Raw genomic sequence first — 17,928 nt, 5'->3', positions numbered from 1 at the left:
TCCACGGTTCTGAAGGTCGCCACTCAGTATTGCAGAGACAGTTGTTTGTACCGTCCGGGTTTTTGTCAATGACTTAAAGGTGATGTGCCGGCTGCCGTAGCGCCTGGCGGCGGCGGAACAAATCGGGGCAATTCCGGTAAAATGTCCCGGGTGGCTGCGTCAAGGCGCGCTTTGGCTTGTGCCATGGCCTCGCGCCCGGTGCCCTCAATCGGTGTGATCAGGCGGATCAGGGCGCTGTCGTTGCGCCGGTTGAGAACTTTGCCCTTCAGCAGCTGCAGTTTCGCTCGAAAGCCGGATGCCGTGCGCTGGCCTTGTTGTTCGAACCAGTAATAGACAAGCATGCGGGTCTCGCCCTGCTGGATGATCGCCTGATTCAAGGTAAAGGTCTGATCGCCGGCGATCAGCGCATCGATCTGTTCCAGTTGGGCAATCTCCCAACCGCCACCCGGCAAGCAGACCTCGGGAGAGTGAACGCCTCCCTGGCTCTGATCCGCGTACCACGCCATGAACAGATCGACCGGATTCAGATCTCCCGGTCGCCGCAACTCTGCCGAGTAATAATCATCGGCGGCGAGAACCTGTGCGACTGCTGGATCGAGAACGCGGGCCGGGCCGCTCTGCCAGTCATTGATACGGTCTGGGAACAGCGCAAATGGGTCGCGCGCAATGGGGGTCGTGGTGTCGCGCGAAGGGAGGGCTGACCAGAGGATCGCCACTGCCACAGACATCGCCGCGCACCCAATCAGCGCGGCTGAGGGCTGAATATGTCGTATCCGGGCCGCCTGCGGCAGCAGCCCGTTTGTGTCCAGATCCAGCGCTTCGACCAAACCCATCTTGTCACGCCGCAGAAACAGCATCAACCACGCCAGTGCGAACAGTAGCAGGATGCAGGCGACGAAGATCACCCAGCCTTCGAAGAAATGAGAAAACCCTTCGACATACTCTATGCCATACGTGTTTACGATCAGCCCGGCCAAGGCGATGCGGACCGAGTTCATGAAAACCGTGATCGGCGCGGCGGCCAGTAACAGCACGGCCTTGTGCCAGGTCGGCCCCCGATACAGCACCGCAAAAATGTAGGAAAAGCTCAGGATCGGAAACAGATACCGCAGCCCGGAACAGGCCTCGGCCACGTGCAGCTTGTAGACCCCGAGATCAATGATGTTGCCTTCAAGAAACACCGGCACGTGTAGGAGCCGCAGAAAAAATACGCCGAGTTCCGACGAAACCCCCTGCAAATATGTTGAAACCCCGTAATAAAGGCCGACGGGCAGAGGCAGCATATAAATCAGATGCACGACCGGCGGCCAGAAGTTGCGCCCGCGCCGCCATCCAAAGCTGATCAGCAATATGGCTCCGACCCACAAGATCATCGCATAGGCGACGATATCGCCGATCTGGATCAGCTTTCCTGCAATTGCCAGGCACAGGGAAAACACAAATAGGATCACACCCGGTTTGCGGTCGGGTAGCAGGCCTGTGATGACCGGCACCGTTTTGAGCTGCCTCAGAAACAGCAGCGCAGACAATACCGGGATGAGCGGTCCATGGCTGTATTCGGGCAGGCTCCAGGCCTCGAACAGTTCATCGATGCCGTCCTGAAACAGGATGAATGAGGCAACCGTCATCACGATCAGCCAGAACATACCCCAGCCCGACAGGGACGAAAGGCCCGTGCTGATGCCGTTGGTTGATTGGGGAACCGATACTTTCTCCAATGCTCTGGGGCCTCTGTGATGAAACAAACAACTGATTAAACCTGCGGGCGCAGTGTAGCGAAAACGGCTGAAAAAGCCACGCGCTTTTGTCTGGCGGTGCTCACCTCATGGTGAGTTCTGGTGCGAAGTGTTTGCCAGATGAGCCAAAACCCGGACAGTTTATTCCGACCATCGCCGGATCAGCTTTAAGGTGAAAACCGCCCTAACGCGGCAGCCAGTGTTTGTTGCAGGATCTTCAACTTGCCGGAAATCCCCGCGATCTTGGTCGGGGTTTTGCCGCTCTTGGGATAGCTGCGTGACACCGGAACCTCGGTGACACGCAGCCCTAGCTGCCCGGCGCGCACACTGAGGTAGAATAATAGCTCATAAGCGTTGAACACATCACGGAACGGCTGCACGGCTGGATTGAGCAGATAGCGCGCGGAATAGGCGCGATAGCCGTTTGTTGTGTCGGTCAGCTTCGAACCCGATGCCAGACTCAGCATCGGCGCGTGGATCATGCGATTTGCCATCGTGCGTTCAAGCGGCGTGTTTGCATGGGCGCCATCCGGATGATAGCGCGAGCCCTGAACATAGTCGTACCCCTCCGACATTTTCTGCAGGAACAAGGGAACCGCATCCATGCCGTCCTTCCCGTTCCCATCCACGGTCACGATGCTTTGGTACCCTTGCTTCAACGCCCACGCATAAGCCATGCGAAGTTGAGCGCTGAGTTTTCCGGGCCCGGTTTTGGTCAATCTTGCGCGTACGCCTACGTCCCGCAGGAAATCCTCTTCCAGCGAGCCGTCGGTAGATCCGCCATCGGCAATAATGATATCAATCGCGTGGTTTAGCGCGGCAAGATTGCGCAACTGCCCTTGAATCCGCTCGCCCTCGTTCAAGACAGGTATCACCAGCACAGCATCATGCTGTTTCGGGCTCAACTCTAGGCTATCGAAGTCCGGCACCTGCCAGCTCGCGTCGTCAACGGTGGCAAGCGATGGCGCAGCGTCCTGATATTCGGTGTCGGTATTGGGGGACATCCAATCATTCTCCAGATGTTGATTGGGGCTGATCGTCGCGCTGAAAAACCCAGTGTTTTGAAAGCAAAAAATTGGCGGTGAAAGACACGCCAACCGCCAGGCACAAGATCACCATAGGCGCCGTCTGTGCGGGAAGCAGGGCGGCCAATGCCCAGACCGCCGCGGCCCGGACCGCCATAGTGACGCCTAGCGCGCCCAGATAGCGCAATCGCCGCGAGCCGGCGCCTTTCGCCTTTTGCCCGGCAAAGGCCCAAAGATCGAGAACGACAAAGTTGAAGATCGCACCGCAGGCCACACCGATCACGGCGGCCAGTTCAATCGGGACACCAATCGCCAACACGCTGCGCGCGGCGGCCAGATCGACGATCAGACCAAGCGCCACAGTGGCGCCGTATCGCAGGAACTCATGCCGATTCCGTGACATGGCCGTTTCTGTCCGCAAGGATATATCGAAAGTCCGCTTGTTTCAGCGCATCGTGCTGCGTGCGCAGATGGGAAAACAGATCATAAATATTGTCGATCTTGCCACCCAGCACAGACGTGACCCGACCGCCGCGTGGTTCTTCGTGGACAAGAATTGGGCGTCCGTCGTCAACTTCGTTCTTTACCAGAACCGTTTTGACATCATAGATCGACTCTCCGCCCGTAATGCCCCCAACGCAAGGCAGATACCGGGACGCGTCCAGAACCATGTGTCGAAGGCGACTTTCAGGCTCAAGCCGGGCGAAAGCGTCGTAGGGTGAAACCGGTCTTGATTGATCCGTCCAACTGACATGCGGAGTGTAACGCACATGGGTCAGCGAATACTTTCCTGCCGCTGGATAGGGCATGAGCGAAAAGAACGGCCCATCCATCACCGTGACCGCATAGCCCTGCATCTCGTCGGGCGGATCAACGAGGGCAAGCTCTGTCATTTCGTGTTTAAGACGCGCCTGAGGCAGACCGGATTGACGGAGCACATGGTTGATCTGGGCATAGGTAACGTTGAAGACGTGGTCTGCAAGAATTTCGCTGCCATCCGACAAATGAACGACCGCCGCTTGTGCATCTGAGTTGTCGTCGATGGACAAGACCTCGGTCCCAAGCCGCAAATCGAGATTGAGCGCATCCATCCGGGACGCCAGTTGATTGGCCAGGACAGAGTAGTCAAAGGCAAACTCATCCGCGCGAAACACCGCCTCGATCCGGTCGTCATCGAACATTGCTGTTTCCTGACGGGATGCCAATGCAATCGGGGCCTTCATATTCTCGAACATTTTGCGAAAGCGATTGGCGGACACTTTCGAACGTTGACGCGCCACGGCATAGAGCATCTGGAAGTCGGATACGATCGCATCGGGGAAATCACTTGCGAAACGATGGCACAGCTTGCGCGATTTCAACGCGGTCAGCATCGAGCGGGGGTAATGAAAACCCGAGTGCAAGCGCGCCTGATTGACCCGCGATGCGCGCGTCATGATCTTGGATCCCGCCTCGACCAGCACGACATCCCGCGTTGTCGAGCGTAGGAACAGGGCCAGACAACAGCCGTAGAATCCGCCGCCAATCACCAGATACTTGACACGTCGCGGCGATGTCACGACGCACCACCCGCCGAACGCTTCTGTATCAACGGGGTGGGAGCGAGGGCGTCTTGCCGATCCTCAAGCTCTTCGGTGCCATCGGTATCGACATTGAGCGCATTCGACACGCTTTCAAACAGATCAACCGAGCTCCGCTCGGCCACCAGATAATCGATTGTACGACCGCGTATGATTTCCATCGCTTTGCGCAAGGTGATGCAAATCGCAAACAGAGCGGCCCCCAGAAAAGAGAGCATACCCGAAATCGACAGCGACAAGGTGGTCCAGCCTTCTGCGATATCCGTTTTGGTCAGGTATATGACCACCACATAGATCGCAAAAAACACTGCGCTGACAAACATGAAGGCAGAAAACAGGGCCACCGCGCTTAACAGCGAGGGGCCCGCTTCGGTCACCATTCGCAGAAGCAGGTCAGACCGGCTGGTCATGCGCGCCGTCCAGGTGGATTCGTGAACTGTTACGGCATCTATGACGTCGGGCGCGCGCCGAAGCACCGTCAGTGAGTTGTCGCGAGGCGGGAAGCGCAGGGCCAGCACGGGGTTAGCATCGTTAAGCAGGCGATTCAGGGCCGTACGCGGTATCGTGATGGTCTGCATGTCGCGGGTGCTGGCCTGAAATCCGCTGGCACGGCCAAGAATTGCGATGAAAGGTTCGGCCATCATCATGGCCTTGCGCTGACCCAAGACAACAGCGTTGCGGTCCTGTGCTTCGTCGATCATTGCGGGAATATCGAAGCTGTTCACCTCGTTCACCGATGTGATGATCACAAAGTCTCCGATTGCCTCCGAGGCGGCAATCACTCGGCGTTGACTGTTGTCCAACCCGCGTACCACCGATAGATAGCGCACGTTCGGGACCGTGACCAACGCCTCTTCCAAGGTGGTATCGTATCCGGTTTCGTTGACGACGAGTATTTCCCAATAGCGGTAGTTGCTCTTCAACATTTCCGCAGTCGCCGCGATTTGCGAAACCGCAATGTCGGGGGCGTAGGCGTCTGTGAAACATACAGATATCAGGATGTCGTCGCGCAGCTTCGGTCCGCTCATGGGTCACCTCCGCTGAGATGACGTGCTGCAGACAGGTTGCTAAGTGCCGCATCCAGACCGGTAAGCCCATCTTCGGGCCGGCGCATCTCGATCGAAACCGCGCGCTGGTATCCAACTGTGTGCAGGGTGTGCAGCACCTGCGCCGCATCTTCCGGGCTTGCAGGTGCGGGGGCGAGAAACGGTTCGCTGATATGGACATGGCTGAGCATCGGGCCCGCCGCAGTCAACTGATCCTTGACCCGATCAAATGTGCCGGTCAGCAGCGTCGCACCAACGTCGAAATTCAGCATGATTGCAGCATGATCAGCCCGTTTCACGAAATCAAGCGTTTCATCAGGCATTGTCAGGAAATTGGTGCCATATTCGGTGGGGTTGCACTCCATCGCTATTTTTGTGCCTGCATTTGCGGCGACGTCAGCGAGCGGTGTCAGAATTTCGATGGCCCTGTCGACAGCAGCGTCCGGTTGCATTTCCGGCGGTCGCTGGCGTTGTTTCGGTGAGCCCATTACTAGATTGGGGATTTCGAGCCGTCCTGCCAAAGTGATTGCGCGTTTCAACCCCCGTTCAAAGGCCACCCGTCCAGTATCTTCGCCGAATAAATCAGCACCTTCGACGCCGAAAAGCAGAGATTGCATCGAAACAAGTGTCAGCCCGAACTCGTTGAGTTCTGTCCGGACTGACGCGATCTCGGCATCGGTTGGCTCGAACGGGTCATCTGCCGTGGCGAACAGCAGGCCGGGCGCAACTTCGAGACCCGTAATGCCCGCTGCCTGAAGCCGGGCATAGGCGTCCCGACGATCATCTGCAGCCCAGGCGATATTTGATACGGCATATTGCATCGCTCAGCCCTCCATCGCGGCTGAGAAGAAGCTGGTCAGTGCCGTCAGTACGTTATCGCCGGTGCGATTGTATGGGCCGGATTGACCGAAAAGCTCGGCGTGCAGGGTGTGCATGTCTTCCCGGTGAAGTTTCCCGGCAGTTTCGGGCATGTCCCGCCCGACGAGGGCGCGGTGCACTTCGGACGCCATAAGCGGCTCTGGTGCAAGATGCAGAACGTCCAGACCGGCATCCAGCGCACGATCGATATCTGTTTTCAGCCGCGCCATTTCATAGAACTGATAAGTGGTTTGGCGATTGTGGAACATGACGGCGTTGATGCCGAGTTTATCCGCTTCCGCCGTCAGCGCTGCCCGATCTGGCAGTTCCGCCAATGCTGCGCGGTCGATCACGTACATGCCAAGCGTATCATCAGCGGAATAGATGGCGCTGAGCGGTGACACCAGCGAGGTTGGAAGCTGGGTTTCCAGCTTTTCATAAGCGGCCGGGTTCAACATGGTTGGTAAGGGATTCATCAGGTCGAAGATAAAGTTCTTCATCAGACCGGGCCCGAACAGGGCAGGCAAGCGGACGATCAGGCATTGTTGGAAATGGGCCTGGCAGGCTTGTTCCAGCCTTCTGCGATTAACGCCATAGGCAACGCTTTCCTGATATTTCGCATTGGCCTCGGAATAGCCGCCATCGAAGCGGTCCAGCACTGCAATCGTCGAGATCAGTACGAATCTGCGGGCCCGCATCCGTGAAAGCGACGCGATCAGGGCGTCGATGCGTTGCGCGTCGCGGTCCGGATATCTGTTGGCCTCAAACATCGAGCCGGGCGCCGCGGCGCAATAAAGCGTATCAAAGCGCTGATCTTCGGCGTTCTGCACGGTGCGAGAGTTGAAACCACGCGCGTCCGGCAGTGCCCGCGCGAGGGTTGATCCGACAAAGCCCGAATGCCCCAGAATGCCGATATCAGATTGTAACGCCATGGCCAGTTGGTCTCCAATCGGCTTCATACTCATAACTTACACTGCGGGCGAACCGCGGTGACACATAATACATCAGGACCCGGTAATCTCGGACCAGCCTGCCGGCTGTCTTTTGGGTCCCGCTGACGATGATGCCGAAACAATCGGGCATCGTCACAAGTGGAGTAAGCCCCGGTTCCGGTTCTGTCAAAGAGAAAGAACAGGGCAACAAACCCGTCCAATCGGTGTTTTATTAGGGTTTCGGCCAGGCTGGCTAAGTAAGAATTTTGGCCTTGGCGGCGTTCACACTGAATGCGCCCCGACTCATTAACAGCACTATCTCTTCACAATCGCGGGTTGCGGGCATTATTGTTTCCGTTTCTCATTGATCAGTCATAATTGATTTTGAATATTTTCCAGCGGCTCTGCCCGCAATGCAGGCTTCAAACCGGCTATTATCTCAGGCGATACTTCCTGCTGAGGGTGACAGAGAGCCCGTCTTTATCAAGTGAAGGCCTCGCTTCGCCCGGGGGGGCCGATCAGTGTATTTTTCACACCAAAACCCTGCAATAATTAGATAACGTTCGCTTTGCTCAAGCCCGCGTTGTGCTATGATGTGAGGTGACGGAATTTTGAGACGCTGGCCGGGGGATTCGGGTTGGTGATCTGCAACCCAATCTCCTTAGGATGGCAGATCTTGAAAGCGTTGCTCGTAAAACCGCTTAAGTTGTGGCCTAAATCACATGCGTTTGCTACGACAGGGTGTAAATAAAGTGTAGTAGTAGTTTAGAGTGCAGCGCTAACAGGCCTGAATTCCCGAACCATGCTGGGGCTACCCAAGGGTTCAGACATGTCGGTGCAAGTAAATGAGTACGAGGATTTGAATATTCGTCCCACCCACACACCAAGCGACACCTCAAGTTCGCTTGATATTTATACCGCTCATTTCGGGTTGACCGAGCGGCCTTTTTCCTTGCTGCCCGATCCGGATTTCATTTTCTGGTCACAGGCCCATCTGCAGGCCTACACGATGCTGGAATATGGCATCCTGACACGCGCGCCGATCACCCTGATTACCGGTGATGTGGGGGCCGGCAAGACAACGCTGCTGCACCATCTTCTGAAAAGCGTCGGAAGCGATGTGAAGATCGGCCTGATCTCGAACGCCCATGGAGATCGTGGTGAGTTGTTGCGCTGGGTTTTGATGGCGCTGGATCAGCCTGCGCCTGCGGATGACACCTATGTTGATCTCTTTGCCAAGTTCCAGGCTCATCTGATCGAGGAATATGCCAAGGGGCACCGGGTGATCCTGATTTTTGACGAGGCGCAAAATCTGACCTCGGAATCTCTGGAAGAGCTCCGGATGTTCACCAACATCAATTCGAACAAGGACGAATTGCTGCAATTGGTTCTGGTTGGACAGCCCGAGCTTCAGGAAATCATCCGACAGCCAGAGATGCGCCAGTTTGCACAACGCGTGGCGTCGAGTTTCCATTTGAAAGCGATGGACCGGAAAACAGTGCGCAAATACGTGGCGCACAGGCTGGAAGTGGCCGGGGCCGAGCGCAACTTTTTCAGCCCGGCCGCGACGGATCTGATCTACGAGTCGACAAAGGGCGTACCGCGTCTGGTCAATCAGCTTTGCGATCTGTCTATGGTCTATGCCTTTACCCGCGGTCGCAAACGCGTGGTGCGGCATACGGTGGAAATGGTCCTGAGCGATGGCGCTTTTTTCGCCGCCAGTTTGAATTCGGATAATGACGGTCTGACATCATGATGAACGATATTCGGTTCTACCTATCTTTGGTTTGGCGCAGGCTCTATTTCATTGTCCCGATTGTTGTGCTCTGCACGCTTGGTGGCATCTATACAGCGTTCACTTTGCCACCGGTTTACAAAGCTCAGTCCCGGTTGGTTGTAGAATCTGCACAGATCCCCGGTGATCTGGCTTCGACAACCGTACAGGCCAGTGTCATTGAGATCCTTCAGGTCATCCAGCAACGGGTGATGGCGCGGTCCAATCTGTTGGATTTGTCGAGCCGTTTTGCAGTTCATTCCGATCAGCCAGATATGACGTCAGACGAAATCGTCTGGGACATGGAGGAGCGGATTGAGCTTCAGTTGCCCTTCGATACGCGAAATCAGGCTGCATTGGTAACGGTGTCATTTGCGGCATCGGATGCAGAAGTATCGGCTCAGGTCACCAATGAACTGGTTACGCAGATTCTGCAGGAAAATGTGGCGATGCGCACAGGTGTTGCAGCGCAGACTCTTGACTTCTTTGTGCAGGAAGTCGCCCGTCTGGATGGTGAGTTGGCAGAGCAGGGCAGCAAGATCCTTGAATTCAAGGAGGCACATAAAGACGCTTTGCCGGACAGTCTCACCTATAGCCGAGAACGGCAGTCATCGTTGCAGGAACGGATATTGCAATTGGATCGCGAATTGTCGGGCCTGCGCGACCGCCGCTCCCGGCTTGTGGAAATTTACGAACGGACCGGGCGCTCGGATCTGGCCGGAGAGAGCCTGACACCGGAACAGCGTCGCCTGCGGCAGTTGCAGGATGAACGTGCCTCGGCTTTGGTCATCTATTCTCCGGATCATCCGCGCATTCGATCTCTGGACGGTCAGATTGCAGCTTTGGAGGCGGCGAATATCCAACTTGGTCTCGGCACGGAAACAGCGCCCAATTTCACGGCCTTCGAACTCCAGGTCTCTGATATCGATGGTCAGATCGATTTCATCGAGGCGCAGAAGACCGACATCAATGCCGAGTTGGAAGCTCTGGCCCGATCCATCGAAGCAACGCCGACCAATGCGATTGCCCTGGGCACGCTTGAGCGGGATTATGATAATCTGCGACTGCAATACACGCAGGCGACGGCCAGCCTTGCCGAGGCGCGTACCGGTGATCAGATCGAGGCGCAGTCCCGTGGGCAGCGCATCACAGTGACCGAGCACGCGGTGGTGCCGACGTTCCCGGCCGAACCCAGCCGAAAAAAGGTTGCGGCTGCTGGCATGGCCGCTGGTTTGGCGCTGGCTGGTGGGCTGTTTGTATTGCTTGAGGTCCTCAATTCGACGGTGCGCAGACCAGTAGATATATCCGCGCGTCTCGGGGTGCCTGTATTTGGAACGGTGCCCTATATGTGGACGAGACGCGAAATAGCTATCCGACGCGGCAAGATTGTTGCTGGGCTGTGTCTTCCGATCGCGGGGGTAGTTGCGGCTATGTACTTCATTCACCTATACTACTTGCCACTTGATCTTGTTCTCGAAAACGTCGCTGAAAAGCTTGGCGCGACAGATTTGCTTGATCGGTTGAATCTGGGATAACGGGACGCGAAGGTTATGGAACGTATTCAAACCGCCATTCAGAAAGCCCGAGAAGCGCGACGGGTCTCGGATTCAGATGAGAAGGCGCAGACGCCTGCGCCTGTCCCGGTGGAAGCTTTAAAGACCGAGATGCCCTCTGCTTTGTTCAAGGAAAAGCTGTGGGCAGACCTGCCGAAATACGAGTTGAAGCCGAAGCAGTTGAAGCGCGCGCGAATATATGGTCACGAGGCAACCACAGACTCTGCACCCTTTGATGTTTTGCGTACGCGTATGATGCATCAGCTGCAAAGCAATAACTGGCGCCGGGTCGCGATTACTTCGCCCGGTTCTGCCTGCGGCAAGACAACGCTGTGCCTGAATCTGGCCTTTAGTATAGCGCGACAACGGAATGCGCGGTCGATGCTGATTGATCTCGACTTGCGTCGCCCATCAATCCACAAATTGTTGCAGGCGGGTGAATATCACTTTGCTAACGCGTTGGAAGAAGAAAGCCAGCCCGAAGATCATATGATCTGTTATCAGGAAAAGCTGGCTTTTGCGTTGAACAGCCACCCGGTCCCGGACTCTGCCGAGCTGCTTCAGGATAAAGATGCGGCTCATGTCATTGACCGGATGGAGGAACGGTATCAGCCCGACATTATGCTGTTCGACACGCCACCCATGCTGGCTTGCGACGATACATATGCTTTTCTCGATCAAATTGACTGCGTGCTTCTGGTAGCCGCCTCTGAGGGCACCACAGCGGACGAGCTGGAGAAGTGCAAGGAAGAGATTTCGGCGCGCTGCAACCTCTTGGGAGTGGTGTTGAATAAATGCCGCTATCTCGAGAAACTGGACAAATACGGCTACTGACGAATTTGCCTGCAGATTCCGGCGCAGGCCCGGCCTGCGCAAGGCAACATGTCATTTGGCGCGATATTCACCGCGCCAAGCGCGCCCGCAGGGCCTGTGCAACTAGTTTTGGCAATATGGCTATGCACCGTCCATAGCGTGCCGCAAGACGGCCCGGATTGCTGACCATGCGCCAGACCCATTCCAGGGCCAGTTTGCGAACCCAGGACGGGGCCCGCGTCTGGCTGCCTGCAATGAAATCAAGCCCAGCCCCAATCGAGACAAAGCCACAGGTCGGGGCGAGCAGCGCACCACGTGCCGCAAGCATTTCCTGCTTTGGTGCGCCAAGGGCCAGAAAACACAGGCGCGAACCTTCTGCATGGATGGTTTCAAGGTAAGTGGCAACTTCGGGTCCGTTGGGGTCAAGCCCAAAAGGAGGCGCGATCTTTGTCACCACGTGTAGCCCGGGATTGTCCTTCTCCAATTGCTCCGCTGCACGATCCAACGTGTCCTGGGTCGCGCCGAGCAGCGCGACGGGTATGTCATGTTCGGTTGCCAGCCGCGCAAGCGGGGCGATCAGATCCGAACCGGGCATCAGTTCGATGGGTCGCCCTGCCAAACGTGACAGCCACACAATGGGATTGCCATCGGCGACGATGTGACTGTGCGCAATATAGGCTGATCGAAATTCGGGCATCTGACGCATCTTCACGATGTGATCCAGATTCAATGTGGCCAGCGTAAAGCCCTGCCTCCGATCCCAGCAACTGACGATACTTTCGAATAGTCCGGTTCTTGTGGGCTGACTGATCAGCGACAGAAACTCCGGGCCCTGCGCTGATTGTTGCGTCGCAATGTCAGTTTCGGAATTCACAAACACTATTCCACTCTTATTGAACCAATGGCCTTTGATGGCTCAGCAATGAGTTGTTGTCTATTGTTAGTTGCTGGCTTTTACCGGGTCGGCCAAAGATGCGTTTATTGTCCCGGCGGTTTTTGCAAAGCGATTCCAAATTGCCACGCAGTGGGCGCTAATATAACCAGCAATTGAAAATCCGAGACAGATTTCTCGTGATGAACAATGTATTGCCGCCAATTTACATGAAGAATCTATGAAAAAATTAATGAAAATTGGGCGACATTGGGCGTCAATTGGCCTGTGCGCGCAGAAAATCGGTCATTTTGAGCATAATCTCGGCGGAAAATTGGGCGCTCTCGGCAATGTCCCGCTTGCGTGAATAGCTTTCAGTATTTCTGGGTTGTGGGCAATTTGCCCCCTGAGTATGCCATTGTTCAGGGATGGTGAACTAGTACTTCGTTGCGTTTAAACGACCATGATTCTCGGGGGTTACAGACCACTGGGCACAACAGGACTATGTGTGAGAGATGGCTTGCAGCTGGGCACCGGCCTCCAAAACAATGACTGCGATTCCGCAGTTATTAGCTATTTCTTATCAAAAGAGTACTCAGAATGGACACAATTCCGCCGTGGATATGTTCATTTGCCAGAGTCCCGCCGCACTTTCGCCTTTGTGTCTCCGTACCCCGTAAATCGCCACCACATCAATTGGAGCCAAATTCGGCTTTAGTTACCTGCACCAAGGATAACGTCATGAGCAGTATCGATCTTCGGAGCTTCGGGATCCCAAATCAGGGTATGGGTTTCGTCTCGGAATATTACATTTTGCCGGAGTGGGTTTCCAGCTTGAGTGAAATCGACTTCGAAAGAGCACCCGATGCGGTGGAGATTTCGACAGAGCTGAATACCGAATGGTCTGAAGATGCCTTTTGGGAAGGCGGCCCTGAGGATTCCTTTGCCGCGCGATATACCGGCAACCTCAATGTGATAGAGAGTGGTCTTTACACAATCCATCTGACGTCAGACGACGGTTCGGCTCTCTATATCGATGGTGAATTGGTCATCAACAACGACGGCAATCATGGTGCCCAATTGATTCCGGTCACGCTGAACCTGAGCGCGGGTGCCCATGAGATTGAAATCCGCTATTTTGAGAGTGGCGGTGCGCAAACGCTGAAGCTGGAGTGGTCAGGGCCCGATACTGACAATGAACTTCGGCTGATCGATTCGAGTGTTGTGGACTATTCCTCTTCGGCGGAGACTGAAGGGTCTGAAGAAGGCGCCGGCGAGGTCTTAGCCAGCGCAGAATCTGCGCCTGAAGCCTCGGCTGAAGCGACGATCAATCAGGGCCTCGAAGCCAGATTTGTTCGGATCCAGCGTGGGGATACAAGTCTGGATCAGATCAATTTTGATGCTGATATGATATCGGAACAGATCCTGACCGAGGTGAACTTTAAAAAGGGCAAAGAGGCGTGGTGGGACGATGGTCCACGCAGCCGCTTCGCTGCTGAGATAACGGGCCAGCTAAACGTCGAAACTGCGGGTGAATACACGATTTACCTGAAATCGGATGATGGTTCTGCTTTGTATCTTGATGGCGAACAGATCATCGACAATGACGGACGTCACGGGACCACAGAAATCCAGCAGACTGTGTATTTGTCCGAGGGTTCGCATGATCTTGAGCTTTTGTATTTCGAATACACAGGTGCACAGACGCTCAGGCTGTTCTGGAGCGGTCCGGATACCGATGGAGACAAACGCATAATTCGGGGCGACAGCCTGAGCCATGGCGAGCCAGCTACTGATACTACAGGCGATCAGGACGGTACCGACGCCACGGACGACACCGATACCACAGACGATACAGATCAAGGCGGCCAGGACGGTACTGACACGACGGACGGAACCGATACCACAGATAATACGGATCAAGGTGGGCACGACGGCGGTGACACCACGGATGACACCGATACTACGGACGGGACGGATCATGGTGGCAACGACGGTACTGACACCACAGATGATCAGGCATCTCAAAGCCGAGGCCTTGCCGCGCAGTATTTCGTATTGCCTACCGCGGCATGGAGCCTCGCGGATATCGATTTTGATGCGACGCCAGACGCAACAGGTTCTGTATCAGAACTGAACTTCCAAAGCTCCAATGATCCCTTCTGGGAGAGCGGTGTGCAGGATGAGTTCGCGGCGCGTTATTTTGGCACACTGAATGTGGCAGCGGCCGGAACTTACACGATTTATCTGACGTCTGATGATGGCTCTGCGCTTTATCTGAATGGTGAGCAGGTTATCAACAATGACGGCGCCCATGCTGGCGTAACCGTCCCGGTCACACTTGATCTGGAAGCGGGCGAACACGACATCGAAATCCGGTATTTCGAGATCTGGGGCGAACAGGTCCTCAGATTGGAATGGAACGGTCCTGATACAAACGGGGCGACCGAGGTTATCTCGGGCGACAGCCTGACGCATCCGGCAAACGGCGCGGATGATACGGATCATTCCGGGCACGACGGTACCGATACTACTGATGATACCGATCAAAGTGGGCAGGATGATACCAATACCACCGACGGCACCGATACGACGGATGGGTCTGATCACGGCGGACACGACGGTACTGACACCACGGACGGCACCGACACCACTGATGGGACTGATCACGGCGGACACGACGGTACTGACACCACGGACGGTACTGACACCACTGATGGGACTGATCACGGCGGTCACGATGGTACTGACACCACGGACGGCACCGACACCACTGATGGGACTGATCACGGCGGTCACGATGGTACTGACACCACGGACGGCACTGACACCACTGATGGGACTGATCATAGCAGTCACGACGGTACCGACACCACGGATGGCACTGATTCCACCGACGATACCACCGACGGAACCGACCACAGTGACCATGGCGGTCATGGTAGCGACGACGAAGTGGACCACGGCGGTGCCAACATTCCGGGCACGATCCCGGAACCGACAAGCCCGGAAGAGTATGATGCTTTCGTCGCGGCGGTGATGGCCGAACCGAATGCACACCCGCATGGAGACGACGACAGCAGGGCAACGGAACACAGCCATTTGATGGACCTTGTCCCTCGCTCCGAAGCTACGCATGTGGCCGTATCTGATGGCGATTGGTTCGATCCCAATACATGGCACGAAGGTCGAATACCGGATGCAGGGGCCAATGTTCTGATTCCGAAAAACATTGCGGTCCATTATAATGGCGAAAGTGACACTTCGTTGTTTACGGTTCGAGTCGATGGTGAGCTTTCTTTCGCAACCGATATTGATTCCCGGATGGTTGTCGACACGTTGATTGTCGATACATCGGGCCGGCTTGAAATCGGCACCGCCGAGAACCCGATTGCAGCGAATGTGAATGTCGACATTGTCATTGCCAACAATGGCGATATCGACGTCAACTGGGATCCGGCGTTGCTGTCGCGCGGGGTGATTTCGCACGGCCAGGTCGAAATCTATGGCGCGGAAAAGGATGCCTTCTTGCGTGTCTCCGAAGCACCGATGACAGGGGACTCGTCCCTCAACCTGTCTGAGGTGCCGGATGGCTGGCAAGTGGGTGACAAACTCGTCCTTACTGGCACGCACCAGATGGGCCACTCCAGTACCGCAGCTGGATATATCGAACCTCAGGATGAAGAACTGACGATCACAGCCATCAACGGTAACCAGATTATCTTTGAACCTCCTTTGGCGTACGATCACGATACACCGCGAGAAGATCTGTTCGCTTACGTTTCGAACATGTCGCGCAACATTACGATCTCGAGCGAGGATGGTGACGCTACCGAAACACATCACCGCGGGCACGTTATGTTTATGCATAACGACGATGTCGATGTGCGCTACGCAGCGTTCGAGGATCTGGGTCGAACTGATAAATCTACTCCCGCCGCGCTGAGTACTGCTGATCTGGCAGTTATAGAGCCAGACAGTAATATTCAGGGGCGGTATTCGCTTCATTTCCACAGAACCGGGACGGCTGATCAGGACGATCCGGCTATGGCGGTCGGGAACGTTGTTGATGGTTCTCCTGGCTGGGGATTCGTGCACCATTCCAGCAATGCGAACTTCACTGACAACGTTGCGTTCGATATATTTGGAGCGGCATTTGTGGCAGAAGCTGGAGATGAAACCGGCGTCTGGCTCAGAAATATGGCGATCAACGTTGAAGGTACCAGCTGGGGTGATTGGAGTGTCAAAGACGCAACGCGTGTCAACGCACAGGACACCGGCCACACTGGAGACGGTTTCTTTTTCGCCGGACGTCTGGTTGAAGCGGCCGAGAACGTTGCTGCGAATACCAACAACGGCTTTGTCTGGATGCACCGCAACAGCAAAGAGAACCCTCTGGTCGACAACCTGGATCATCCCGAGATCGCGTATGGAGGAGAGGACTGGATTTGGAACAACCATGCGCCGATTCAGGGTTTCCGTGATAATGAAGCTTTTGGAACAAATACAGGTATCATTGTTATCAAAGACAATCCTTCACAGCAGACGCATGAAATCCGATCTGTGTTTGACGGGTTCCTTAACTGGGAGACCGCGAACGGGGTAAACCTAAGTTATACGTCTCATTACACTTTGATTGACTTTGATCTGATCAACACGACTGAGCGGTTTGGTGATGTCGATCACTATGGGGTGATCTTGGGCAGCAACACCACCGATATGGTATTCAACGGCTTGCGTGTCGAAGGCTTTGACAGAGGTGTCGACATGGAATGGGATCCGCACTGGACCGTTCCAGATGAAGACATTGCGCATGTACTGATTGACTATGAGGGCATCAACAACAGTATCGATCTTTTCGGTTTCAATCCCAATCAGCATCAGTTGTTGACATCAGAAGACCTCACGCTAGGCCGGATGGAGTTCATCCACAATGGCGACACCAGCCTTGCAGTGGGCGAAAGCTTCAGCTTTGACGGAATTAAGACGGACTCAATCGGAACCCGCGATCGTGTGTTGTCACAGGACCCGCTTGAGCTCGATTTCTATGATCATATCATCCACATCATCTCAGAACAGGGATACTATTCGACGCCAGATGGACGAAACGTCATTCTGATCGACGATTTCCTTGCTGATCGCGCCACTGGTGAATTGACCCGGATCACTCATGTTGTGACGCTGGAAATGACCCATGAAGAGCTGGCAAACAATTATATGATCAACAATGCCGCAAACGGTGCCAGATACAATGGTGTAATCGATCTGGGTGGATCAGCTCCGAACGCGCGGGATGACAATTTCTCGACCAGCGTGGATCAGGGAATACTGGTCAACGTTCTGGCCAATGACTCTGATGCCGAAGATGCGGTTCTGAGTGTCAGTGGTTTCACCGACCCCGACAATGGCGATGTTTATATGCAGGACGACGGGCGATTGCTATATCAGCCAAATGTCGGCTTTGAGGGAACGGACAGCTTCGACTACTGGGTGGCGGACTCCTCCGGGCAGTTGAATGAAGCAACTGTTACCATAGAGGTCTTTGATATCTGACCTTTGTGAGTTGAGCGCAAATTTAGCTGCTCCGCTTATGTAATTGCTAAAGCCCGCCGTTGTTGCCAACGGTGGGCTTTTTTTGGTTTAGTATGGAAATGAAGATGCGATCCAGATTTTGAGTAAGCGGAGTTTCGGCCCCACCTTCTGTTTTGGTTTGTGATTTGAGATTCCAGCCTGAGTGATT

At 55.1% G+C, this 17,928-nt stretch carries 12 protein-coding genes; 4 read left to right on the top strand and 8 right to left on the bottom strand.

Annotated features, from left to right (window positions below; all coding sequences use genetic code 11):
* Positions 1-65 precede the first annotated feature (65 nt).
* From xrtD to ACR3E4_RS21055, 7 genes are all read right to left on the bottom strand, one after another.
* On the bottom strand, positions 66-1,718 hold the full coding sequence (gene xrtD / locus ACR3E4_RS21085; protein ID WP_480531383.1) for a VPLPA-CTERM-specific exosortase XrtD: 1,653 nt from the start codon (positions 1,716-1,718) through the stop codon (positions 66-68).
* 185 nt (positions 1,719-1,903) lie between these two features.
* Positions 1,904-2,740, bottom strand: a complete 837-nt coding sequence (locus ACR3E4_RS21080) for a glycosyltransferase family 2 protein (protein ID WP_480531381.1) — start codon at positions 2,738-2,740, stop codon at positions 1,904-1,906.
* Between the two features lie 4 nt (positions 2,741-2,744).
* Positions 2,745-3,164: a GtrA family protein gene (locus ACR3E4_RS21075; protein ID WP_480531379.1), complete on the bottom strand. Its 420-nt coding sequence runs from the start codon at positions 3,162-3,164 to the stop codon at positions 2,745-2,747.
* On the bottom strand, positions 3,145-4,320 hold the full coding sequence (locus ACR3E4_RS21070) for an FAD-dependent oxidoreductase (protein ID WP_480531377.1): 1,176 nt from the start codon (positions 4,318-4,320) through the stop codon (positions 3,145-3,147). The genes ACR3E4_RS21075 and ACR3E4_RS21070 overlap by 20 nt, the downstream gene beginning before the upstream one ends.
* On the bottom strand, positions 4,317-5,369 hold the full coding sequence (locus ACR3E4_RS21065) for a hypothetical protein (RefSeq protein WP_480531375.1): 1,053 nt from the start codon (positions 5,367-5,369) through the stop codon (positions 4,317-4,319). The genes ACR3E4_RS21070 and ACR3E4_RS21065 overlap by 4 nt, the downstream gene beginning before the upstream one ends.
* Positions 5,366-6,208 carry a sugar phosphate isomerase/epimerase family protein gene (locus ACR3E4_RS21060; protein WP_480531373.1) on the bottom strand — a complete coding sequence of 281 codons (843 nt, stop codon included), beginning with the start codon at positions 6,206-6,208 and terminating at the stop codon, positions 5,366-5,368. Before ACR3E4_RS21060 ends, ACR3E4_RS21065 begins: the two co-directional genes overlap by 4 nt.
* Before the next feature lie 3 nt (positions 6,209-6,211).
* Positions 6,212-7,177: an NAD-dependent epimerase/dehydratase family protein gene (locus ACR3E4_RS21055; protein ID WP_480531371.1), complete on the bottom strand. Its 966-nt coding sequence runs from the start codon at positions 7,175-7,177 to the stop codon at positions 6,212-6,214.
* Positions 7,178-8,006: 829 nt separating this feature from the next.
* On the opposite strand from ACR3E4_RS21055, the gene ACR3E4_RS21050 reads away from it, so the two are divergent.
* The 3 genes from ACR3E4_RS21050 to ACR3E4_RS21040 all read left to right on the top strand — a co-directional run bounded on the left by ACR3E4_RS21050 (position 8,007) and on the right by ACR3E4_RS21040 (position 11,338).
* On the top strand, positions 8,007-8,933 hold the full coding sequence (locus ACR3E4_RS21050; RefSeq protein ID WP_480531369.1) for an ExeA family protein: 927 nt from the start codon (positions 8,007-8,009) through the stop codon (positions 8,931-8,933).
* Complete coding sequence (locus ACR3E4_RS21045) at positions 8,930-10,486, top strand: GumC family protein (protein ID WP_480531367.1); 1,557 nt, start codon at positions 8,930-8,932, stop codon at positions 10,484-10,486. Before ACR3E4_RS21050 ends, ACR3E4_RS21045 begins: the two co-directional genes overlap by 4 nt.
* A 129-nt stretch (positions 10,487-10,615) precedes the next feature.
* Positions 10,616-11,338 (top strand): CpsD/CapB family tyrosine-protein kinase, encoded by a 723-nt coding sequence (locus tag ACR3E4_RS21040; RefSeq protein WP_480531365.1) that lies wholly within the window; start codon positions 10,616-10,618, stop codon positions 11,336-11,338.
* 67 nt (positions 11,339-11,405) lie between these two features.
* Here ACR3E4_RS21040 and ACR3E4_RS21035 read toward each other — a convergent pair whose 3' ends face one another.
* Positions 11,406-12,197 carry a WecB/TagA/CpsF family glycosyltransferase gene (locus ACR3E4_RS21035; protein WP_480531363.1) on the bottom strand — a complete coding sequence of 264 codons (792 nt, stop codon included), beginning with the start codon at positions 12,195-12,197 and terminating at the stop codon, positions 11,406-11,408.
* A 732-nt stretch (positions 12,198-12,929) separates the two neighbouring features.
* On the opposite strand from ACR3E4_RS21035, the gene ACR3E4_RS21030 reads away from it, so the two are divergent.
* Positions 12,930-17,741, top strand: coding sequence for a PA14 domain-containing protein (locus ACR3E4_RS21030; RefSeq protein WP_480531361.1), 4,812 nt, complete (start codon positions 12,930-12,932; stop codon positions 17,739-17,741).
* The last annotated feature ends 187 nt before the right edge of the window (positions 17,742-17,928 follow it).

It is taken from the genome of Ruegeria sp. AP11, from assembly GCF_056535865.1.
This window is presented reverse-complemented; position numbering and strand designations above follow the sequence as displayed.